The organism is Klebsiella sp. YJ (genome assembly GCF_002108615.1).
In the GTDB taxonomy this organism is placed as follows: domain Bacteria; phylum Pseudomonadota; class Gammaproteobacteria; order Enterobacterales; family Enterobacteriaceae; genus Klebsiella; species Klebsiella planticola.
The window spans coordinates 271737-292793 of the sequence record NZ_MTEG01000004.1 but is presented as its reverse complement, the minus strand read 5'-3'; the positions used below and the strand labels follow the sequence as shown (position 1 = coordinate 292793).

Below are 21057 nucleotides of genomic sequence, written 5' to 3'. Positions count from 1 at the left end.
TTTTCACCCCATCACCGGTGACGCAACCGTTTTCCTTACCGAAAGATCATGTTATTCTCTGTGGCCTCTAAAGCAGTGTGAAGCACACCCACAGGAGTTTTAAGACGCATGTCTTCCCGCAATAATACGGCGCGTATCGCCATCGTGATGGGGTCCAAAAGCGACTGGGCTACCATGCAGTTTACCGCAGAAATCCTTGATGCCCTGAACGTTCCGTACCATGTTGAAGTGGTCTCCGCACACCGGACGCCCGATAAGCTGTTTAGCTTTGCCGAAGGCGCGGAAAGCAACGGTTATCAGGTGATTATTGCCGGTGCGGGCGGCGCGGCGCATCTGCCGGGCATGATTGCGGCGAAAACCCTGGTGCCGGTGCTCGGTGTGCCGGTCCAAAGCGCGGCGTTAAGCGGCGTAGACAGTCTCTACTCTATTGTTCAGATGCCGCGCGGAATTCCGGTCGGTACACTGGCCATCGGCAAAGCCGGTGCCGCCAACGCGGCTCTGCTGGCGGCGCAGATTCTGGCGCTGCACGACGCTGAACTGCATCAGCGCCTGAGCGCCTGGCGTCAGGCCCAGACCGATGAGGTGCTGGAGAATCCGGATCCGCGGGGTGCGGCATGAAGCAGGTTTGCATCCTTGGCAACGGCCAGCTAGGCCGGATGTTGCGCCAGGCCGGTGAACCGCTGGGTATCGCCGTCTGGCCAGTCGGTCTGGAAGCCGATCCTGAAGCGGTGCCGTTTCAGCAAAGCGTGATCACTGCCGAAATCGAACGTTGGCCGGAAACGGCGCTCACGCGTGAACTGGCGCGCCACCCGGCGTTTGTTAACCGCGATGTGTTCCCGATCATTGCTGACCGTCTGACGCAAAAACAGCTGTTTGATAAGCTGGAGCTCGCCACCGCGCCGTGGCAGCTGCTGGCAGATAAAAGCGAGTGGCCGGCGGTATTCGCACGTCTGGGCGAACTGGCTATCGTTAAGCGTCGCGTGGGCGGTTACGACGGTCGCGGCCAATGGCGACTGCGCGAAAACGACATTGCGCAGCTGCCGGATGAAAACTATGGCCAATGCATTGTTGAGCAAGGCATCAACTTTTCCGCCGAAGTGTCGCTGGTTGGCGCCCGCGCGCAGGATGGCAGCACGGTGTTCTACCCGCTGACCCGCAACCTGCATCAGGAGGGCATTCTGCGTACCAGCGTCGCCTTCCCGCAGGCCAATGCCCGCCAGCAGGACCAGGCGGAAAGCATGCTTACCGCCATTATGAACGCGCTGAACTACGTGGGCGTGATGGCGATGGAGTGTTTTGTCACCGCGGACGGCCTGCTGATTAACGAGCTGGCGCCACGCGTGCACAACAGCGGTCACTGGACCCAGAACGGGGCCTCGATCAGCCAGTTCGAACTGCATCTGCGGGCGATTACCGGCCTGCCGCTGCCGCCGCCGGTCGTGAACAGCCCTTCGGTGATGATCAACCTGATCGGTACCGATCTGAACTACGACTGGCTGAAGCTGCCGCTGGTGCATCTGCACTGGTACGACAAAGAGGTGCGTCCGGGGCGCAAAGTGGGTCACCTTAACCTGACCGACAGCGATACCGACCGCCTGAGCGCCACGCTGGAAGCGTTAAAACCTATCCTGCCGCCGGAGTACGCCAGCGGTATCTTCTGGGCGCAATCCCAGCTGGCGTAATCCTCCTGACCCCTTCGGGCGAGCAGCGCATCCGCCGCCCGTTCGCCCGAATGAAAACGGCTATTTGCCGGGGAATTGATCTTCGCCCTTCCCCGGCAGACATTCAGGCGCGTAGAATCCCCTCCTTGCTTTAAAGATTTTCTTATTTAAAGACGCTTTCAGTTTGACTTCAGAAGGATGACCCATGAAAAATGGGACCGATTACCGCACTATTCTCACAGCGGACACGCCAATCATTGACGTCCGCGCCCCGATCGAATTCCGCCAAAGCGCACTTCCCGCGGCACTGAACCTGCCGCTGATGGACGACGCCGAGCGCGCCGCCGTCGGCACCTGCTATAAACGCCACGGCGCAGACGCGGCCTTAGCGCTGGGCCATCAGTTAGTCAGCGGCGAGGTGCGGGAAAAGCGTCTCGCCGCATGGCGCGACGCCTGCTTACGTTATCCACAGGGCTATCTGTGCTGCGCCCGCGGCGGTCAGCGTTCGCATATCGTCCAGCAGTGGCTGAAGGAAGCGGGCGTGGATTACCCCCTGATCGTCGGCGGCTATAAGGCGCTGCGCCAGGCCGCCATCCGGCTCACCGAAGAGCTGGTGCAGCGCCCTATCGTGCTGATCGGCGGCTGTACCGGCAACGGCAAGACCCAGCTGGTCTGCTCCCGACCCGACGGTATCGATCTGGAGGGACTCGCCCACCATCGCGGCTCATCGTTCGGCCGCACGCTGCGTGAACAGCACGCCCAGGCAACATTTGAAAACCATCTGGCGGTGGCGATGTTGAAAACAGTCGGGCAGCATCGCCGCTGGGTGCTGGAAGATGAAGGACATATGATCGGCGCAAACCACCTGCCGGAATGCATGCGTGAGCGCATGGCGCAGTCGCCGCTGGCGGTAGTGGAAGACCCGTTTGAGATCCGCCTGGAGCGCCTGCGGGAAGAGTATTTTGACCGTATGCACCGTGATTTTATTGATGCTTTCGGTGAAGAGAAAGGCTGGCAGGAGTATAGCGAGTATCTGCATCACGGTCTGTTTGCCATTCGCCGTCGCCTGGGGCTACAGCGTTTTGCCCAGCTCACGACCCTGCTTGATGAGGCGCTGGCTTCGCAGCAGCGAGGCGCCACGACCGATGCCCATTTTGCCTGGCTGGTGCCGCTGCTGAAAGAGTACTACGACCCGATGTATCGCTATCAGCTGAGTAAAAAAGCGGAAAAAATTATCTTTCGCGGCAGCTGGAATGACGTCGCCTCCTGGCTGGCGAAGTAATCAAACGCCCTACTGCCCGGCTTGCGGCGTAAACGCCTTAGCCGGGCTAAAGGTCCGCCGATGGCGGTAAGACTGTAGCCCCGGTAAGCGCAGCGCCATCGGGGAGTAAGACTGTAGCCCCGGTAAGCGCAGCGCCACCGGGGAGTAAGACTGCGGCCCGGTAAGCGCAGCGCCACCGGGGAGCCGCAGCCGCTTAGAAGTCGTAGCGCAGACGCACCAGGTTCATATCTCCCAGGTTGTCGGTGCTGGACGTAAAGACGTGCTCATAATCAACGCGGAAACCGTAATCCAGCTGGAAGCTGATCCCCAGTCCGTTATCAATTCGCTGATAGTTACGGCCGTTGACGTACTCCAGGCGGTCGCCCATAAAGTATGGCTGAATCGTTTTCACCGCGTACTGACCAATCGGGAAGGTATAACCGGCGAAGTACTCAATCCCCCAGGCATCCCCGGCGAAATAGTCGTAAACATCGGTTTTTTTGGTGGTCATAAAGTTCTGATACCAACCGCCACCGAAGGAGAAGGTCCAGTTATCCGGCTTCCAGCTCAGCGCCGTACCGAGGATATTCTGATCATAGGTTTTGTTGTCTGCTGTTGACGGGTCGCGCATCTCGGCACGGGTGTAGTTCCACGCGGTCCCCCAGGTCAGGTCCCTGGTGATGTGATAATCCACGCCCACGGAACCGCCGCCTTTACGCTTATAGCGCAGGCCATTGCCCGGCAGATATTCATTATCTTCAAACAAATAAGAGGCATAGAGGTCAACGTCACCCGCCGTTTTCTTATATTTCAGCATATTACGGGAACGGTACGAACCATCGTAGTCGCCGTTGATGCCGTTACCCGGCGCCTGGGCGATCATGTCGTAATCCCAGATATCGGTTTTCGCCCCAACCACATCGTAGTAAATACTGTTTTGCTGACCGTAGGTTAATGTCCCCCAGGTGTCGCTCTTCAGCCCGGTGTACAACATACGGCGGGTCGTATTATTGGCGCCTTCCGCATAGTGGTTATCCCAGTCAAACAATGCCGGAATATTGACCCCCAGCTCGTAATAGCTGATCCAGCTGATATCATCAAACAGATAATAATCAGCGGCGAAGCGGAAACGGGTCCCGCCATCAAAACCATTACGTTTATAAGACCCTTTATCGCCGTCGCCGGACATCATGTTGAACTGCGGACGAATACTCCCGCCGACGGTAAAGTTCAGGCGGCTCAGCGGATCTCCGGCCTGCGGGTCCTGTTTCAGTAACGTAATCTCAGCCTGGGATGCGAAAGAGGTTAACGCCAGTGCTGCGCCGATCGTTATCGCCAGCGTTTTTATTTTATGTGCCATGCTTTTTCCTTGAGTAATAAGCAACCTTATAGTTTCCAGCTGAATATTAACCGTGATTTGGCATGACGTGTTGTTGGGTTTTTAATGTTTAGTGCTCTTAAAAATCAGTGAGTTATCATTTTGTGCGCTTAAAAAATCAGCGATTATCATTTCATCGTTCTGTCATTAAAATGAAGTACTGACGCTCAAACATTATCCATGGAGGAATTATGTCGAAAAAACTACTGCAGCTGCACTTTGCCTTTAACGGCCCCTTCGGCAGCGAGATGTCCCGCCAGCTCGTGGAGCTGGCCGAGTCGATCAATCAGGAGCCGGGGTTTATCTGGAAGGTCTGGACGGAAAGCGAAAAGAACCACGAGGCGGGCGGGATCTATCTTTTCGAGGATGAAGAGACCGCCCTCGCTTACCTCAATAAGCATACCGCGCGCCTGAAATCGCTCGGCGTTGATGAAGTTATCGGCAAAGTTTTCGACGTCAATGAACCGCTCACCGCACTGAACCACGGTCATCTGCAGTAGCGTTCATTTCGCGACGGAGCTCGTATTTTTGCCGGGTGGCGGCCTGACGCCTTACCCGGCCTGTGTTCCTGTATATCAGCAGGCTGCGTTTTCCCGTAGGTCCGGGCAAGCGCAGCGTCACCAGACGCTTGTCCGATGACGTCTCCATCCAGTCACTGACTGAACTGGCGAAACAAGGCTTTGCCTTTTAACAAACGCAACCCTAGCCAGCCACCGCATAACGACAGCAGGAGCGCACCACACAGCGGCAACATCACCCACAGTCGCCAGTCCGGCGTCCACGGAAAATCAAAGACTTTGGTTTGCAGCATCGCCAGCGCCACCTCCGCGCCGATGGCCGCCACTACGCCGGAGACCACGCCCAGCAACGCAAACTCCGCCCACAGCGTGGTACGCAACAGCGACTTTCCGGCCCCCAGCGTGCGCCAGACCACCAGCTCCTGATAGCGCTGGCGCATACCGACCTGAACCTGCGCCAGCAGTAGTAAAATGCCGCACGCGGTCACCAGCACCACCATCACCTCCAGCGCCCGACTGACCTGTGTCAATACCTGGCCCACCTGACGCAGAATCGCACCAATATCCAGCAGGCTGACGGTGGGGAATTCGCGATTAAGCTGCGTCAACAGCGTATTGCCGTTATCCCAGCGGAAGCTGGTCAGCCAGCTTTGCGGCTGCCCGTCGAGCGCCCCCGGCGGGAAGATAAAGAAGAAGTTTGGCCGCAGGCTCTCCCAGTCAACTTTACGCACGCTGGACACTTTCGCGCTAAAGTCCTGAGTATCCCCGGTAAACGTCACGCTATCGCCAGGCTTGACGCCCAACCGCTGCGCCAGCCCCTCTTCAATCGAGACCTCCCCGGCTTTCGGCGGCCAGCTTCCGGCCACCAGCGGATTATGATCCGGCCGCTCGCTGCGCCAGGTCAGATTCAGCTCACGGTTCAACGCTTCGTCTTTATTGTTCTCCGCCGCCTGACCGTTAATCTGCGTCAGGCGGGCGCGCACAATCGGGTAAAACTCGGTCGCCGTAACATGATGCCCGGCGAGGAACGTTTTCACCGCAGCGACCTGCTCCGGAGCAATGTTGATTAAGAAGTAATTGGGGCTTTCCGGCGGCAGCTGCTGCTGCCAGCGATCCAGCAGATCGCCGCGCAGCACCAGCAGCAGCGCCAGCAACATAAACGACAGCGAAAATGCCGCCAGCTGACTCAGGGTTGACCACGGCTGGCGCAGCAGACGGTTCACCGCCAGACGCAACGGCAGCGCTTTCAAGGTCAACCGTTTCAACATCCACAGCAGCCCCCAGCCCAACACGCCGCACAGCAGCGCCAGTACCACGGCACCGGCCAGTACCGCCCATAGCAGCGGGCTTCCGCCCATCAGCCAGGCCAGCAGAATCACCACCACCGCACACACCAGCGGAATATACAATTTCAGCGGCCAGACGTTGGCAACGACATCCTGACGCAGTACCCGCAGCGGCAGCGTTGCCAGCAGCAGGCGATAAGGTCGTAACCCCACCAGCAGCGAAATCACCACCATCGCGCCGATCGCCCACAGCCACGGCCAGCCGCTGGCCGGCGGTAAAGCCACCGGTAGCACCGGTTTTAGCATCAGCAGCAGAATCTGCTCGAGCCCCGCCCCCATCGCGCCGCCGGTCACCGCCGCCAGCGCCAGCAGCATCAGCCACTGGCCGACAATAAGCTTACGCAGCTGCGCGCGTCCGGCGCCAAGAGTTTTCAGGATCGCCACCAGATCGTAGCGGCTGCGGCAGTAATGGCTCATCGCCACCGCCACCGCGGCCACCGCCAGCAACAGAGTCAGCAGCGCAGACAGCAGTAAAAACTGCTGCGAGCGTTCCAGTGATTTGCCTAAGGCGCTGTCGTCCTGCTCCAGGCCGATCCAGCGATGTTCAGGCCCCAGCTTCGGCAGGAGCCACTTTTCATAGTCCGCCAGCTGCTGCGGGGTTCCGGCGTACTTATAGCGCCAGGAGACACGGCTGCCGGGCTGTACCGCGCCGGTTTTCGCCACATCGGCGGTGTTCATCATCAGCCGCGGCGCCATCTGGAAAGGGTTGAAGCCGGCATCCGGCTCTTGTAGCACCTCGCCAGCAATACGCAGCGTGGCATCGCCGACATCAAGAGTATCGCCGATTTTTAAGTTCAGCAGCGCCATCAGGCGCGGGGCCAGCAGCACACTTCCGGCCTGCGGTTTCAGGCCCGGCGGCTGCGTCTCCAGCTTACCGTAAAGCGGATAGGTATCATCCACCGCCTTCACATCCGCCAGCTGCGGCGTATCGCCGGCAAAGGTCATGGTGGCGAAGCTCAGCTGCTCTCCGACGGTGAGTCCGAGCCTGCGCGCCTCGTCAATCCACTCGGCAGGCACCTCACGCGAGCTGCGCAGCGTCCGGTCCCCGGCCATAAATTCGCGACTCTGTTGGCTGAGCCCCTTTTCCATCCGATCGCCGATCGACCCCAGCGCCAGCACGCAGGCCACCGCCAGGCTCAGCGCCAGCCAGACTATCAACAGCGAGGGCGAGCGCCATTCGCGCCAGAACCAGCGGGCAATCATGCTTCCTCCCGCAGCAGGCCGTCCACCAGGCGCAGCCGCCGATCGCAGCGCGCCGCCAGCAGCGGATCGTGGGTCACCAGGATCAGGGTGGTACCATGCTCTCGATTAAGGGAAAACAGCAGATCGGCAATTTTGTCGCCGGTATGGCGGTCAAGATTGCCGGTAGGCTCATCGGCAAACAGCAGCTCAGGCCGACCGTTAAACGCGCGGGCGAGCGCCACCCGCTGCTGCTCACCGCCGGAAAGCTGCGCCGGCAGATGATGAAGACGTTTACCCAGACCCAGTTGCTCCAGCAATGCTCGGGCGCTGCCACGGCTTTGGTTATCGGTCTCACCGCGAAGCAGCGCCGGAAGCTCGACGTTTTCCAGAGCATTAAGCGTTGGAATCAGCATAAATGACTGAAAGACAAAGCCGACATGTTTGGCCCGCAGCCGCGCCCTTGCCTCTTCATCCATCGTATGCAGCGGCTGGCCGAGTAAGGAGACCTCACCGCTGCTGCCGTCATCCAGCCCGGCAAGTATCGCCAGCAGGGTCGATTTCCCCGACCCCGACTCGCCAATCAGGGCGATGGTCTGCGCCGGTTTGACAACCAGCTCAACTCCGGTAAGGATGGAAAGCTGATGCTCTCCCTGACCGACGGACTTCTTAAGATGATGAACTTCAAGTATGTTTTCCGCTGGCATTTGCCTTTCCTGTTTCTGATTTTTTTTGCCTGCCGCGCCATGGCCGCAGACAAGCTATTAGTTCTTGGCGATAGCCTGAGCGCCGGTTATCGCATGGCCGCCAGCGCCGCCTGGCCTGCGCTACTCAACGATAAGTGGCAGACCACCACGCCGGTCATCAACGCCAGCATCAGCGGCGACACCTCGCAGCAAGGGCTGGCAAGACTCCCGGCGCTGCTCAAGCAGCATCAGCCGCGCTGGGTGCTGGTCGAACTGGGAGGCAACGACGGGCTACGCGGCTTCCCGCCCCAGCAAACCGAACAAACTCTGCGGACGGTGATTCAGGATATCAAAGCCGCCAACGCTCAGCCGTTGCTGATGCAAATTCGCCTGCCCGCCAACTATGGCCGTCGTTATAATGAAGCCTTTAGCGCCCTGTATCCGGCCCTGGCCAAAGAGTTTGATATTCCTCTGCTGCCCTTTTTTATGGAAGAGGTCTATCTGAAACCCCAGTGGATGCAGGATGATGGCATCCACCCCAATCGCGATGCCCAGCCTTTTATTGCCGACTGGATGGCAACCCGGCTGGCTCCCTTAGTTAATCATGACTCCTGATCTTCAGGCGTCGCTTGCAGGTAAAGTTATGCAAAAATCGGTTTTAGTTACAGGCTGTTCCAGCGGTATTGGTCTTGAAAGCGCCCTCGATTTAAAACGCCAGGGCTTTAACGTCCTGGCCGCCTGCCGTAAAGCGGACGACGTGGCGCGGATGCAGGAGCTCGGGCTGACCGGTATTTTGCTGGACCTCGACGATCCGCAAAGCGTTGAACGCGCCGCTGCGGAGGTCATCGCCCTGACCAATAATCGCCTGTACGGGCTGTTTAATAACGCCGGATACGGCGTCTATGGCCCGCTCGCCACCATTAGCCGTCAACAGATGGAGGCGCAGTTTTCCGCCAACTTTTTTGGCGCACACCAGCTGACGATGTTACTTCTGCCGGCAATGGAGCCGCACGGCGAAGGGCGTATCGTCATGACCTCCTCGGTCATGGGGATCATCTCCAGCCCCGGTCGCGGCGCCTACGCGGCCAGCAAATATGCGCTGGAAGCCTGGTCCGATGCGCTGCGTATGGAGCTGCGCTATAGCGGCATTAAGGTCAGCCTGATTGAGCCCGGTCCCATCAACACCCGTTTTACCACCAACGTCAACCAAACCCAGCGCGATAAGCCGGTGGAGAATCCGGGTATCGCCGCACGCTTTACCCTCGGCCCGGAAGCGGTGGTGGAAAAAGTGCGCCATGCTTTTACCAGCGACAAACCGCAATTACGCTATCCGGTGACGCTTGTCACCCACGCCGTGGCGCTGCTCAAACGCCTGCTGCCGACGCGACTGATGGACAAAATTATCCAGGGCTGAGTTGAAGCTCCGGCTGTCGCCCCCATGTATACCCAAAATCGACTAAAGAGATGCGCTCATGTCAGTACAGAATGTTATCAATATTACCGAAGCTAACCTGCACCAGACGCTGGAGCAATCCGTTACTGCGCCGGTGCTGTTTTATTTCTGGTCAGCGCGCAGCCAGCACTGCGAGCAGCTGACGCCGGTTCTGGAAGGACTGGCTGCGCAATACAACGGGCAGTTTACGCTGGCGAAAGTGGACTGCGATGCTGAGCAGATGCTTGCCTCACAGTTTGGCCTGCGCTCAATCCCGACGGTTTATCTGTTCCAGAACGGCCAGCCGGTAGACGGCTTCGAAGGCCCGCAGCCGGAATCAGCCATCCGTGCGCTGCTGGATAAAGTGCTGCCCCGCGAAGAGGAGCTCAAAGCTCAGCAGGCGCTGGCGCTGATGCAGGAAGAAAAATATCTTGAGGCTCTGCCGCTGCTGAAAGACGCGTGGCAGATGTCGAACCAGGACAGCCAGATTGGCCTGCTGCTGGCGGAGACGCTGATCGCGCTGCAGCGTTCCGACGAAGCCGAAGCGGTGCTGAAAACCGTTCCTATGCAGGATCAGGATACCCGCTATCAGGGGCTGGTCGCGCAGATTGAGCTGCTGAAACAGGCGGCCGATACGCCGGAAATTCAACAGCTGCAGCAGCAGGTTGAACAGCATCCTGAAGATGCCGCGCTGGCCGCTCAGCTCGCGCTGCAGCTGCATCAGGTTGGCCGCAATGAAGAAGCGCTGGCGCTGCTGTTCAGTCATTTGCAGAAGGATTTAGGCGCCGGAGACGGCCAGGTACGCAAGATGTTGCAGGAGATCCTTGCCGCACTGGGTACCGGCGATGCCCTGGCGGCGAAGTACCGCCGTCAGCTCTATTCGCTGCTGTACTAATCCCCTTATCCAAGTCAATCCCCCCGGTCGCGCTACGCTTACCGGGGCTATGGGCGGCACTGTCGTGCCGCCATCCGGGGAGTCGTTACGTTTATGAGTGCTTTTTCAACTGCGTCACCACCAGCTGATGGCGGGCGTTAAAGAACTTGCGGTAGGTCAGATAGCCGGCGATGATCGTCGACAGACTGGCGGTAGAGAGCAGCATAAACGTCACCATAATCTGGTATTTAATGGCCTTCACCGGATCAATGCCGGCAAAAATCAGCCCTGACATCATGCCGGGCAAACTCACCAGCCCCACCGTTTTAGCCGAATCGATAGTCGGGATCAGCGATGCGCGAATACTGTCGCGAATTAACCCGGCAGCCGCCATTTTCGGCGTAGCGCCCAGGCTGAGCTTCTCCTGAATTTGCTGCTGTTCGCTGTTGAAGCGCTGTCCCATATTGTTGTAGCACAGCCCGACCGCCACCATCGCGTTCCCGGCCACCATCCCGGCGATCGGAATCACCTGCATCGGCACAAAAGCAATGGAGCCGGAGAAGACCAGCACCGCCAGCGTCAGTCCGGCGCCGGTCGTAATGGCAATAAATGACGACAGGAAGGCCTTATCAATATATTTGCTGCGCTTTTGCGCGTTCCATGCCGCGTTAAAGCAAATAAACAGCACCATCAGCAGCGTCAGCAGCGCGTGATTGACGTTGAAGATATATTTCAGGACGTAGCCGACAATAATCAGCTGCACCACCGCCCGACAGATACTCCAGACGATATCTTTTTCCAGCGCCAGTTTTTCCCGGTAGCTCACAATAATCGCCACCAGCACCAGCACCATCGAAAGCGCCAGCGATTCGTTGGTAATATTATGCCCGTTCATGAGACACCTCCTGAGCGCTGCCGCCGGCGGGCTGCAGCGTGATCACCTCATCAGCATGGGCAATTTCATTGCGATCGTGGGTGACCCACAGCACCGCAATATTTTTTTCCGTCACATAACGATGAATAATATCGTTGACGTTGTGTTTATTACTTTCGTCCAGCGCGCTGGTAATTTCATCAAGCAACAATACCTGGGGCAAAAATTGCAAATTACGGATCAGCGAAACCCGCTGCTTTTCTCCCCCAGAAAGCTCATTGATTGATTTTTCCAGCGTATTTTCCGCAAGACCAAAGCGTTGTAAATCAGCGACCAGCGCCGCTGGATCCGGCTGCTGATGGCGAATCTGCCAGGGAAAAATCAGATTGTCATAAACCGAGTCACCAAACAGCGCCGGGGTCTGCGCGCAGTAGGAGACCTGCTGGCGGTAGGTTTCCGGCGAGAGCGCCGTAATATCCCGATCGGCAAAAAAAATCTGCCCGGAGGTAGGGCTCAGCAGCGAGGCGATAATTTTCAGCAAGGTGCTTTTTCCACAGCCGGAAGGCCCGGTAATCAGCTTAAATTCTCCGGCCCGCAGCTGGAGATTTATATTATTAAGAATGACCGTCTCGTCGACCTGAAAGCCAACATTCGCAAGACGCAAAATAGCGTTATTTTCCTTCATTATTGTTCCACTTTTTTCTCACAACCCTGCTAGTTTACTCCAGTTTCCTTTCGCCTGGGTGAGGAGAAAGATATACTCAATTTAAACCTGCGTCATTTTTTCTGGCGCCTCATCAGGCAATAAAACAGGAGGTTTTTTGATGCTGATCTTTATCCCCGTACTCATTTTCGTCGCGCTGGTTATCGTCATGGCGGGCGTTAAAATTGTCCCCCAGGGCTTCCAGTGGACCGTTGAGCGTTTCGGCCGCTACACCATGACGCTGCAACCGGGTTTAAGCCTGGTGGTGCCATTTATGGATCGGATTGGCCGTAAGATTAATATGATGGAACAGGTGCTTGATATTCCCTCCCAGGAGGTTATTTCACGCGATAACGCCAACGTTACTATTGATGCCGTGTGCTTTATTCAGGTCATTGATGCGCCAAAAGCGGCTTATGAGGTCAGCAATTTACAGCAGGCGATCGTCAACCTGACGATGACCAACATTCGTACCGTTCTTGGCTCGATGGAACTTGACGAAATGCTCTCCCAGCGCGACAGCATTAACACCCGCCTGCTGCATATTGTCGACGAAGCGACGAACCCGTGGGGCGTCAAAATTACCCGCGTCGAAATTCGCGACGTGCGCCCGCCGGCTGAACTGATTGCCTCGATGAACGCCCAGATGAAAGCCGAACGAACCAAACGCGCCTATATTCTTGAAGCCGAAGGGATACGCCAGGCCGAAATTCTCAAAGCCGAAGGGGAAAAGCAGTCGCAGATCCTGAAAGCGGAAGGGGAACGCCAGTCGGCATTCTTGCAGGCCGAGGCCCGCGAACGTTCTGCGGAAGCGGAAGCCCGCGCGACGCAGATGGTCTCGTCCGCTATCGCCTCCGGCGATATTCAGGCGATTAACTACTTTGTGGCCCAGAAATACACCGATGCGCTGCAGAAAATTGGTTCCGCCAATAACAGCAAAGTGGTGATGATGCCGCTCGATGCCAGCAGCCTGATGGGCTCTATCGCCGGTATCAGCGAGCTTATCAAAGAAGGTTCTGGCGAACGGAAAAAATCATGATCGCGCTCATTCTCGCCCATCCGCATATTTTCTGGCTGAGCCTCGGCGGACTCCTGCTGGCCGCTGAAATGCTGGGCGGCAACGGCTATCTGCTGTGGAGCGGCATCGCCGGCGTAGTCACCGGACTCCTCTCCTGGGGGCTGCCCTTCGGCTGGGAGTGGCAGGGCACGCTGTTCGCCGCGATGACCTTGCTGGCCGCCTGGCTGTGGTCACACTGGCTGCGCAGGCAGGTCGCGCGCCAGAAACCGGCCGACGCGCAGCTCAACCAGCGCGGCAAGCAGCTGGTCGGCCGCGTCTTCATGCTGGAAAGCCCGCTGATCAACGGCCATGGTCACGTACGGGTTGGCGACAGCTCGTGGCCGGTGGTGGCCGATGAGGACCTTGCCGCAGGCAGCCACGTAGAGGTACTGGCCGTCGAAGGTATTACGCTGCGCGTGCGGGCCACCGCGCCACGCCGCTAAGCCTGCGCCTTGCGGTGGCAGCAGCCGGAAAGGTTGTCGATAATTGGACAATCGGCGCCGTCATCGCCGGGACAGGCTTCCGCCAGCGCCAGCAGATGCCTGCGCATATTTTGCAACTCGCTGATATGGCGCTCAATATCCGCAACTTTATCCAGCGTTCTGCGCTTAACGTCCGCACTGTGCCGCGACGGATCGTTAAACAGAAAGATCAGTTCGCGGCACTCCTCAAGATTAAACCCGACCTGCCGCGCCTGGCGCAGTAAGGTCAGTTCATCCAGGTGCCGTTGACTGTAGCTGCGATAGCCGTTTTCACTGCGCAGCGGCGGCGTGACCAGTCCCTTCTCTTCATAAAAGCGAATCGCTTTACTGGTTAAGCCGGTTTTTTTTGCCACATCGCTGATATTCACGTGTCCTCCGTCGATTGGCGCCTACAGAGCATCATTATAACTCACTTCCCGCCATCGCCTACCGGGCGACGCCTCAGGAAGCCTTCTTCCTTTCAGAGTAGCGCGTCCGGGGCATCATTTTCTGTAACAATTGCCTGTTATAAGTGATCGCTTTCGCAATCCTGACTCTTTCATCTTTCAATTCTACGCGGGTAGATCTATTAATCTGCCGAAGAAATATAATATCTACGCGAGTAGAACATGAAGAGTTAAAACCTGCGGCTTTTGTCGACAGCTCACTTCAAGGAGTTCTTATGAACACGCATTCATCCTCTGTTCCCCTGACTGACGGCCAGCAGGCTGCCCAGGAGCGCATGGAAACCCCCGAAGGGCGCCGCGAATTCTGGCGAGCGACGTTTTCCTGCTGGTTAGGCACCACGATGGAATATGCCGATTTTGCGCTCTACGGACTCGCCGCCGGTATTATCTTTGGCGATGTCTTTTTTCCACAGGCCACCCCAGTCATGGCGCTTCTCTCCAGCTTTGCCGCCTATTCCGTTGGTTTTATTGCCCGGCCCATCGGCGCGCTGCTGTTTGGCTGGATAGGCGACCGGCACGGACGCAAAATTGTCATGGTGATCACCATCGGCCTGATGGGATTCTCAACCATGCTAATCGGCTTAATTCCCGGCTACGCCCAGATTGGCGTATGGGCGCCGGTGTGCCTGGTTATTCTGCGATTTACTCAAGGGCTGGGGGCCGGAGCAGAACTCTCAGGCGGCACCGTGATGCTCGGTGAATACGCCCCCGTGAAGCGCCGCGGGCTGGTCTCTTCCATTATCGCTCTCGGCTCCAACAGCGGCACTTTACTCGCCTCTCTGGTCTGGCTCGTTGTCTTACAAATGGACAAAGATGCGTTGCTCAGTTGGGGATGGCGCATCCCTTTCCTCAGCAGCATTCTCATCGCCGCGACGGCGCTGTTCATTCGTCGCCATATCCGTGAAACTCCGGTCTTTGAACGACAAAAAGCGCTGCTCAAGGCCGAACGTGAAAAATCGCTGCGCCGCGGCCAGGCCATGAAACAGCAGGACACCCGTGGCTTCTGGCGACGCACCCGTGCGTTCTGGACAATGGTCGGCTTACGCATCGGCGAAAATGGCCCATCCTACCTCGCCCAGGGTTTTATCATTGGCTATGTCGCCAGGGTTCTGATGGTCGATAAATCGGTCCCGACGGTGGCCGTGTTTATCGCGTCGATTCTGGGATTCGCCATTATTCCGCTGGCGGGCTGGCTTTCCGATCGCTTCGGTCGGCGCATCATCTATCGTTGGTTCTGTCTGTTACTGATCCTCTACGCCTTCCCGGCCTTTATGCTGCTCGACTCCCGTGAGCCGTGGATTGTTATCCCCACCATCATTACCGGTATGGGGCTCGCTTCGCTGGGTATTTTCGGTGTCCAGGCGGCCTGGGGCGTTGAGCTTTTTGGCGTGACTAATCGCTATACCAAAATGGCCTTCGCCAAAGAGCTGGGCTCAATTATGTCGGGCGGTACCGCGCCGCTGGTGGCCTCGGCGCTGCTCTCGTTTTACGGGCACTGGTGGCCTATCGCAGTCTATTTCTCGCTGATGGCTGCCATCGGTCTGGTGACCACCTTTTTCGCTCCGGAGACGCGCGGACGCGATCTCAATTTACCTGAGGACGCAATTTGAGCACGGAGAACGCTGGATGCGCGTTCTTTACCCAAGATTTTTGGGGGACAACACCTTATGCTGTGCGGAAAAGAGAATGCTCTGAACTCAACCAGGTAGGTGCCTCGTGACCCAATCACATTCACAACGCGTAACACGTTCCGATGTCGCAAAGGAGGCGGGAACATCTGTCGCTGTCGTGAGTTACGTTATTAATAACGGTCCACGTCCCGTTGCCGAGGCAACCCGGCAGCGCGTGTTGCAGGCGATCAAGAAAACCGGTTACCGGCCCAATGGTATCGCCCGCGCTCTGGCCTCGGGGAGTACGCAAACTTACGGGCTTGTGGCCCCGGATATCTCAAACCCGTTTATTGCCTCCATGGCGCACGCCCTGCAGCGCGAAGCGTTTGCTGACGGCAAGGTCCTCCTGCTGGGGGATGCGGGTGATAACAGCGGACGGGAGCGTGAACTGATCAACAACATGCTCAATCGCCAGGTTGACGGCCTGATTTATACCAGCGTTGACCGGCACCCGTATATTGAGTTGATTGAAGAGAGCGGCACGCCCTGCGTGATGTTGGATCGCGTCGATGCCGGATTAAACGTCAGCGTTATTCAGGTGGATGAACAGCTGGCGGCCTGGCAGGTGACGAAACATCTTATCGATCACGGCTACCGCGATATCGGCATTATCTGTGGCCCGCGTGAAATGCTCAACACCCAGGATCGTATTCGGGGATGGCAGTTAGCGCTGGAAGAAGCGTCGCTGGCGGTCACTCCTGGCTGGATTTTTTCGACCAACTATACGCGGGCAGGAGGCTATGAGGCGACAAAACGTATGCTGCAGGGAAAGCCTCCGCGCGCGCTGTTCGCCACCAATGAACAGCAGGCGATCGGCTGCTTACGCGCGCTGGCAGAGCACGGGCTGCGTGTGCCCCAGGATGTGGCGCTGGTCTGCTTTAACGCCACACAAGAATCGGCTTACAACGTCCCTTCCTTAACGGCCGTCCGCCAGCCCGTCGACAAAATGGCCCGGGCGGCGATCGACATGCTGAAAAACTGGGACGGTAAGGTTCGCCGCGTTGAATTTGAGTTTTATTTACGAGTGGGAGAGTCGTGTGGCTGCCAGGGACATGAAGTACAACCTGAGACAAGATGAAAATGAATCCATGCGCGTGATTATCGACTGCGACCCGGGGAACGGCGTTCCGGGTGCCAATATCGATGATGGCCTGGCGCTGGCGCTGGCGATTGCCGCACCGCAAATCACCCTGGAAATGATCACCACCGTGGCAGGCAATACGCCGGTAGAAACCGGCTATGCCGTCGCCAAAGAGCTCGTCCGACAGCTAGATATCCCGGTTTCGGTCTATCGCGGCGCCGCCCGCGCCCTCAGAGAAGACCCGCTGCCGTGGCGCGAAAAACTCGATCATGGCGTCGATCGCGCTGGCTTACGCCAGCTATGGTCGGACGTCCCTGCCCCGCCAACCTGCCAGGCCGTGCAGCCTCTGGCACCACAGGCCATCGGCGAGCTGATCTGCAACCATCCCGGCGAGATAACGCTGATTGCCACCGGACCACTCACCAATGTGGCGATAGCGCTACAGCTCTATCCCGACATCGTTGGTACGGTTAAAAACATCGTGATCATGGGCGGGGTGTTCAACGTTGCGGGCTATATAAAGGACACCAATTTTGGTTTGGATCCTGAAGCGGCACACGCCGTACTCACCAGCGGCGCCCCTGTCACGCTGGTGCCGATGGATGTCACCACGAAAACGCAAATGCTTCATCGCGATCTGGATCGTCTGACTTCGGTAAATAACGGGCTTAGTCGTTATCTGGCCCAGACTGTTCGCCCGTGGATCGCCTACTCAATGCAGACCCGCAACCTGCCCGGATGTTGGATCCATGATGTGTTAACCGTTGCCTGGTTACTTGATCCGACAATGGCGACGACCACAGAAGATTACCTCGACGTCTCCCTGGAAGGCATCACTCGCGGTATGACCTGCCGCTACGGGCGTGACGGCCTGCGCCTGGAGGTGGGGATTCCCGAGCCGCAAGGCGCGACAGTACGCATCCTCGAAAGTATCGATAATAACCATCTTCTGGCGCTGCTCGAACACTATATTCACCGTTACCGCGCCTAGCATTCCGGCACAGGCAAGAGGAACAGCACGCGCTGCGCGGGCAGGGTTTTGCGGAGGAAAAATGAATACGTTGGCGCTCATCTTATCTGGCGAGGGAGAATCTGCTTTCATTACGCTATGCAAAATTGGCGTGGCTTTTATTCTCGGCGGAATCATCGGCCTGGAGAGAGAATCAAAAGGTAAGCCGGTTGGCTTTAAAACCTGCGTGATTATTTCCGTAGCCAGCTGCGTCCTGACGATTGTCTCGATCCAGTCGGCGGAGTATTACGCTGAGATCTCCGCCAACATCCGCAGCGATCCGATGCGCCTGGCGGCGCAGATCATCAGCGGCGTCGGATTTCTCGGCGCGGGGGTGATCCTCCACCGCCATGATGATGCGATTTCCGGGCTGACGACAGCGGCAATAGTATGGGCTTCCGCAGGGGTAGGCATTACCAGCGGCGCCGGTTTTTATCTGCATGCTCTTCTCGCCACCGGATTATTCCTGCTGGCGATCAAGCTCAGTTATTTCGTCATTTTTTTACAAACTAAAAATCAGTCACCCGGCAAAGTAAAAATCCGCATTATCCTTGATGAAAAATCCGGCTTAGAAACGCTAATAACGGGTATTACGCAGCAAAAAAATATTATCGAAACCATCACGATCCGTGATTTAAAAAAGGGAAAAATAGAGGTCAACCTTAAGCTGGTGGTGAGGAAAAAAATGACCTTACCCGAACTGTACAGCAGCCTTTCTTCTCTGGAACATGTCTGCGCGATTGCGCTGGAACACTAAAAACGCCGCGGCAAATAAACACCTTGACCTTCCCCTTGCTGGAAGGTTTAACCTTTATCACAGTCAGTCATCCCTGTCATAAAGGAGTGTGTTATGTCTCAAACCATCGACCTGGCCCTGGACGGTTTGTCCTGCGGTCACTGCGTCAAACGCGTAAAAGAAAGTCTCGAACAGCGCCCGGACGTTGAGCTGGCGGAAGTCACCGTCACCGAAGCGCACGTGACCGGTAGCGCCAGTGCAGAATCGCTTATCGAAACCATCAAGCAAGCCGGTTACGGCGCAGAGTTAAGCCACCCAAAGGCTAAACCGCTGGCGGAGTCATCAATCCCGTCGGAAGCGCTGACAGCGGTCTCTTCTGAGCTTCCGGCAGCGACGGCTGATGATGAAAGCCAACAGCTGCTGTTAAGCGGCATGAGCTGCGCCAGCTGTGTTTCCCGGGTACAAAACGCGCTGCAAAGCGTACCGGGCGTCACGCAGGCACGGGTAAACCTCGCGGAACGCACTGCGCTGGTTATGGGCAGCGCGTCCGCCGCAGAATTAGTCCAGGCGGTGGAGAAGGCAGGCTACGGCGCCGAAGCGATCGAAGATGACCAGCAACGCCGCGAACGCCAGCAGGAAACCGCTATCGCCACCATGAAACGCTTCCGTTGGCAGGCGATTGTTGCCCTGCTGGTGGGGGTGCCGGTCATGGTCTGGGGAATGATCGGTGACAATATGATGGTCAGCGATGATAACCGTTCCCTGTGGTTGGTTATCGGGCTTGTCACCCTGGCGGTGATGGTCTTCGCCGGCGGCCATTTCTATCGCAGCGCATGGAAAAGCCTGAAAAACGCGACGGCCACCATGGATACGCTGGTAGCGCTGGGAACCGGCGTAGCATGGCTCTATTCCATGAGCGTCAACCTGTGGCCACAGTGGTTCCCGATGGAGGCTCGCCATCTCTACTATGAAGCCAGCGCAATGATTATCGGCTTAATTAATCTCGGTCATATGCTGGAAGCCCGCGCCCGTCAGCGCTCCTCAAAAGCGCTGGAAAAACTGCTCGACCTGACGCCACCGTCGGCGCGGGTTGTCAGCGAAGAGGGTGAAAAAAGCGTGCCGCTGGCCGACGTTCAGCCGGGGATGACCCTGCGTCTGACCACCGGCGACCGGGTTCCGGTTGACGGAGTGATAAGCCAGGGCGAAGCCTGGCTGGATGAGGCGATGCTGACCGGCGAACCGATTCCACAACAAAAAACGGATGGCGACACGCTGCATGCCGGTACCGTGGTCCAGGACGGCAGCGTTCTGTTTACCGCCAGCGCCGTCGGCAGCCAGACGACGCTTGCCCGTATCATCCGCATGGTGCGCCAGGCGCAAAGCAGCAAACCAGAAATCGGCCAGCTGGCGGATAAAATCTCCGCCGTATTCGTGCCGGCCGTGGTGGTTATCGCCCTGTTCAGTGCGGCAATCTGGTACTTCTTCGGGCCGGCACCGCAAATTGTCTATACCCTGGTGATCGCCACTACGGTGCTGATTATCGCCTGCCCTTGTGCGCTGGGCCTGGCGACGCCGATGTCGATTATCTCCGGCGTGGGTCGCGCGGCGGAATATGGCGTGCTGGTTCGCGATGCCGATGCGCTGCAGCGCGCCAGCCAGCTCGATACCATCGTTTTTGATAAAACGGGCACCCTGACCGAAGGTAAACCGCAGGTGGTGGCGGTAAAAACCTTTGCCGAGGTTGATGAGCCCACCGCGCTACGTCTTGCGGCGGCACTGGAGCAAGGCTCCAGCCACCCGCTGGCGCGGGCGATCATCGAGAAAGCCGCCGATAGTCAGCTGCCGGTCGTCAACAACTTCCGCACTCTGCGCGGACTCGGCGTCAGCGGCGAGGCAGAAGGCCGTACCCTGCTGCTCGGTAACCAGGCGCTGCTTAATGAGCAAAAGATTGCCACCGCCGCCGTAGAAAGCGAGATTGCCGCCCAGGCATCACAAGGGACAACGCCGGTGCTGCTGGCGATCGATGGCCAGGTCGGCGCACTGTTCGCTATTCGCGATCCGCTGCGTAGCGATAGCGTCGCTGCGCTGGCTCGCCTGCACCGCCAGGGTTATCGTCTGGTGATGCTGACCGGGGATAACCCCACGACCGCTAACGCGATTGCCAAAGAGGCAGGCATCGACGAAGTGATCGCCGGCGTGCTGCCGGACGGCAAAGCTGACGCTATCAAGCGTCTGCAAAGCCAGGGGCATCAGGTGGCGATGGTCGGTGACGGCATCAACGACGCGCCGGCGCTGGCCCAGGCCGACGTCGGGATTGCGATGGGCGGCGGGAGCGATGTTGCCATTGAGACGGCGGCCATCACCCTGATGCGCCATAGTCTGAACGGCGTCGCGGATGCGCTGGCGATTTCCAAAGCCACGCTGCGCAACATGAAGCAGAACCTGCTGGGCGCCTTTGTGTACAACTCGCTGGGGATCCCCATCGCCGCCGGAATCTTATGGCCGCTGACCGGAACTCTGCTTAACCCGGTGGTAGCCGGTGCCGCTATGGCGCTCTCTTCCATTACCGTGGTCAGCAACGCCAACCGGCTGCTGCGCTTTAAACCGAAAGACTAGATGTTATGACCCATACGCGCTAGCATGAAGACTTCACACTACGGAGCG

20 protein-coding genes are annotated in these 21057 nt (G+C 57.8%); 14 read left to right on the top strand and 6 right to left on the bottom strand.

Annotation, left to right across the window (positions count from 1 at the left end):
- Positions 1-108 precede the first annotated feature (108 nt).
- From purE to mnmH, 3 genes are all read left to right on the top strand, one after another.
- Positions 109-618: a 5-(carboxyamino)imidazole ribonucleotide mutase gene (gene purE / locus BV390_RS05530; RefSeq protein ID WP_085396673.1), complete on the top strand. Its 510-nt coding sequence runs from the start codon at positions 109-111 to the stop codon at positions 616-618.
- Positions 615-1682 carry a 5-(carboxyamino)imidazole ribonucleotide synthase gene (gene purK, locus BV390_RS05525; RefSeq protein WP_032689161.1) on the top strand — a complete coding sequence of 356 codons (1068 nt, stop codon included), beginning with the start codon at positions 615-617 and terminating at the stop codon, positions 1680-1682. Before purE ends, purK begins: the two co-directional genes overlap by 4 nt.
- A 184-nt stretch (positions 1683-1866) precedes the next feature.
- A complete protein-coding gene (mnmH, locus tag BV390_RS05520) occupies positions 1867-2943 on the top strand; it encodes a tRNA 2-selenouridine(34) synthase MnmH (RefSeq protein ID WP_085396672.1) in 1077 nt (358 codons plus the stop codon).
- A gap of 193 nt (positions 2944-3136) precedes the next feature.
- Here the strand turns inward: mnmH and BV390_RS05515 are convergent, their stop codons facing one another.
- Positions 3137-4282 (bottom strand): porin, encoded by a 1146-nt coding sequence (locus tag BV390_RS05515; protein WP_085396671.1) that lies wholly within the window; start codon positions 4280-4282, stop codon positions 3137-3139.
- A gap of 209 nt (positions 4283-4491) precedes the next feature.
- Between BV390_RS05515 and BV390_RS05510 the strand changes: the two genes are divergently transcribed.
- Complete coding sequence (locus tag BV390_RS05510; RefSeq protein ID WP_004858861.1) at positions 4492-4800, top strand: monooxygenase; 309 nt, start codon at positions 4492-4494, stop codon at positions 4798-4800.
- A gap of 152 nt (positions 4801-4952) precedes the next feature.
- Here BV390_RS05510 and ybbP read toward each other — a convergent pair whose 3' ends face one another.
- Together ybbP and ybbA are read right to left on the bottom strand one after the other, a co-directional pair.
- Positions 4953-7367, bottom strand: a complete 2415-nt coding sequence (gene ybbP / locus BV390_RS05505) for a putative ABC transporter permease subunit YbbP (RefSeq protein ID WP_032689176.1) — start codon at positions 7365-7367, stop codon at positions 4953-4955.
- The gene (ybbA, locus tag BV390_RS05500) at positions 7364-8050 is read right to left on the bottom strand and encodes a putative ABC transporter ATP-binding protein YbbA (RefSeq protein ID WP_032689236.1); all 687 of its coding nucleotides are present in this window, start codon (positions 8048-8050) and stop codon (positions 7364-7366) included. The genes ybbP and ybbA overlap by 4 nt, the downstream gene beginning before the upstream one ends.
- Here ybbA and tesA point away from each other — a divergent pair.
- The 3 genes from tesA to BV390_RS05485 are packed head-to-tail and all read left to right on the top strand — an operon-like array spanning position 8021 to position 10356.
- A complete protein-coding gene (gene tesA, locus BV390_RS05495) occupies positions 8021-8644 on the top strand; it encodes a multifunctional acyl-CoA thioesterase I/protease I/lysophospholipase L1 (RefSeq protein ID WP_032689237.1) in 624 nt (207 codons plus the stop codon). The two genes, ybbA and tesA, sit on opposite strands and share 30 nt — an antisense overlap.
- Positions 8634-9443 (top strand): SDR family oxidoreductase, encoded by an 810-nt coding sequence (locus BV390_RS05490; protein WP_162180125.1) that lies wholly within the window; start codon positions 8634-8636, stop codon positions 9441-9443. The genes tesA and BV390_RS05490 overlap by 11 nt, the downstream gene beginning before the upstream one ends.
- A gap of 58 nt (positions 9444-9501) precedes the next feature.
- A complete protein-coding gene (locus tag BV390_RS05485; RefSeq protein ID WP_032689178.1) occupies positions 9502-10356 on the top strand; it encodes a co-chaperone YbbN in 855 nt (284 codons plus the stop codon).
- 91 nt (positions 10357-10447) lie between these two features.
- On the opposite strand, the gene fetB is transcribed toward BV390_RS05485, so the two are convergent.
- Together fetB and fetA are read right to left on the bottom strand one after the other, a co-directional pair.
- On the bottom strand, positions 10448-11230 hold the full coding sequence (fetB, locus tag BV390_RS05480) for an iron efflux ABC transporter permease subunit FetB (protein WP_032689179.1): 783 nt from the start codon (positions 11228-11230) through the stop codon (positions 10448-10450).
- A complete protein-coding gene (fetA, locus tag BV390_RS05475) occupies positions 11217-11894 on the bottom strand; it encodes an iron efflux ABC transporter ATP-binding subunit FetA (RefSeq protein WP_032689180.1) in 678 nt (225 codons plus the stop codon). Before fetA ends, fetB begins: the two co-directional genes overlap by 14 nt.
- Before the next feature lie 139 nt (positions 11895-12033).
- Between fetA and BV390_RS05470 the strand changes: the two genes are divergently transcribed.
- On the top strand, positions 12034-12951 hold the full coding sequence (locus BV390_RS05470; protein ID WP_032689181.1) for an SPFH domain-containing protein: 918 nt from the start codon (positions 12034-12036) through the stop codon (positions 12949-12951).
- Positions 12948-13412 carry an NfeD family protein gene (locus tag BV390_RS05465; RefSeq protein WP_032689182.1) on the top strand — a complete coding sequence of 155 codons (465 nt, stop codon included), beginning with the start codon at positions 12948-12950 and terminating at the stop codon, positions 13410-13412. Before BV390_RS05470 ends, BV390_RS05465 begins: the two co-directional genes overlap by 4 nt.
- Here BV390_RS05465 and cueR read toward each other — a convergent pair.
- The gene (gene cueR, locus BV390_RS05460; RefSeq protein ID WP_032689183.1) at positions 13409-13819 is read right to left on the bottom strand and encodes a Cu(I)-responsive transcriptional regulator; all 411 of its coding nucleotides are present in this window, start codon (positions 13817-13819) and stop codon (positions 13409-13411) included. The genes BV390_RS05465 and cueR overlap by 4 nt on opposite strands.
- 293 nt (positions 13820-14112) lie before the next feature.
- On the opposite strand from cueR, the gene BV390_RS05455 reads away from it, so the two are divergent.
- The 5 genes from BV390_RS05455 (at position 14113) to copA (ending at position 21009) form a co-directional block, all read left to right on the top strand.
- Positions 14113-15507: an MFS transporter gene (locus tag BV390_RS05455; protein WP_032700673.1), complete on the top strand. Its 1395-nt coding sequence runs from the start codon at positions 14113-14115 to the stop codon at positions 15505-15507.
- Between the two features lie 106 nt (positions 15508-15613).
- Entirely contained in the window at positions 15614-16645 is a 1032-nt protein-coding gene (locus BV390_RS05450) for a LacI family DNA-binding transcriptional regulator (RefSeq protein ID WP_032696511.1), read from the top strand.
- The gene (locus BV390_RS05445; RefSeq protein ID WP_047664245.1) at positions 16620-17639 is read left to right on the top strand and encodes a nucleoside hydrolase; all 1020 of its coding nucleotides are present in this window, start codon (positions 16620-16622) and stop codon (positions 17637-17639) included. Before BV390_RS05450 ends, BV390_RS05445 begins: the two co-directional genes overlap by 26 nt.
- Before the next feature lie 61 nt (positions 17640-17700).
- A complete protein-coding gene (locus tag BV390_RS05440; RefSeq protein ID WP_032689187.1) occupies positions 17701-18414 on the top strand; it encodes an MgtC/SapB family protein in 714 nt (237 codons plus the stop codon).
- Between the two features lie 93 nt (positions 18415-18507).
- Positions 18508-21009, top strand: a complete 2502-nt coding sequence (gene copA / locus BV390_RS05435) for a copper-exporting P-type ATPase CopA (RefSeq protein ID WP_085396670.1) — start codon at positions 18508-18510, stop codon at positions 21007-21009.
- Positions 21010-21057 lie beyond the last annotated feature (48 nt).

Excerpts from the sequence above, each read along its gene's own strand:
- BV390_RS05465 (WP_032689182.1), top strand. The coding sequence starts at position 12,948 with ATGATCGCGCTCATTCTCGCCCATCCGCATATTTTCTGGCTGAGCCTC.
- ybbP (WP_032689176.1), bottom strand. The coding sequence starts at position 7,367 with ATGATTGCCCGCTGGTTCTGGCGCGAATGGCGCTCGCCCTCGCTGTTG.
- BV390_RS05515 (WP_085396671.1), bottom strand. The coding sequence starts at position 4,282 with ATGGCACATAAAATAAAAACGCTGGCGATAACGATCGGCGCAGCACTG.
- ybbA (WP_032689236.1), bottom strand. The coding sequence starts at position 8,050 with ATGCCAGCGGAAAACATACTTGAAGTTCATCATCTTAAGAAGTCCGTC.
- copA (WP_085396670.1), top strand. The coding sequence starts at position 18,508 with ATGTCTCAAACCATCGACCTGGCCCTGGACGGTTTGTCCTGCGGTCAC.
- tesA (WP_032689237.1), top strand. The coding sequence starts at position 8,021 with ATGAACTTCAAGTATGTTTTCCGCTGGCATTTGCCTTTCCTGTTTCTG.
- fetA (WP_032689180.1), bottom strand. The coding sequence starts at position 11,894 with ATGAAGGAAAATAACGCTATTTTGCGTCTTGCGAATGTTGGCTTTCAG.
- BV390_RS05470 (WP_032689181.1), top strand. The coding sequence starts at position 12,034 with ATGCTGATCTTTATCCCCGTACTCATTTTCGTCGCGCTGGTTATCGTC.
- fetB (WP_032689179.1), bottom strand. The coding sequence starts at position 11,230 with ATGAACGGGCATAATATTACCAACGAATCGCTGGCGCTTTCGATGGTG.
- BV390_RS05510 (WP_004858861.1), top strand. The coding sequence starts at position 4,492 with ATGTCGAAAAAACTACTGCAGCTGCACTTTGCCTTTAACGGCCCCTTC.
- mnmH (WP_085396672.1), top strand. The coding sequence starts at position 1,867 with ATGAAAAATGGGACCGATTACCGCACTATTCTCACAGCGGACACGCCA.
- BV390_RS05490 (WP_162180125.1), top strand. The coding sequence starts at position 8,634 with ATGACTCCTGATCTTCAGGCGTCGCTTGCAGGTAAAGTTATGCAAAAA.
- BV390_RS05445 (WP_047664245.1), top strand. The coding sequence starts at position 16,620 with ATGAAGTACAACCTGAGACAAGATGAAAATGAATCCATGCGCGTGATT.
- purE (WP_085396673.1), top strand. The coding sequence starts at position 109 with ATGTCTTCCCGCAATAATACGGCGCGTATCGCCATCGTGATGGGGTCC.
- BV390_RS05440 (WP_032689187.1), top strand. The coding sequence starts at position 17,701 with ATGAATACGTTGGCGCTCATCTTATCTGGCGAGGGAGAATCTGCTTTC.
- BV390_RS05485 (WP_032689178.1), top strand. The coding sequence starts at position 9,502 with ATGTCAGTACAGAATGTTATCAATATTACCGAAGCTAACCTGCACCAG.
- purK (WP_032689161.1), top strand. The coding sequence starts at position 615 with ATGAAGCAGGTTTGCATCCTTGGCAACGGCCAGCTAGGCCGGATGTTG.
- BV390_RS05455 (WP_032700673.1), top strand. The coding sequence starts at position 14,113 with ATGAACACGCATTCATCCTCTGTTCCCCTGACTGACGGCCAGCAGGCT.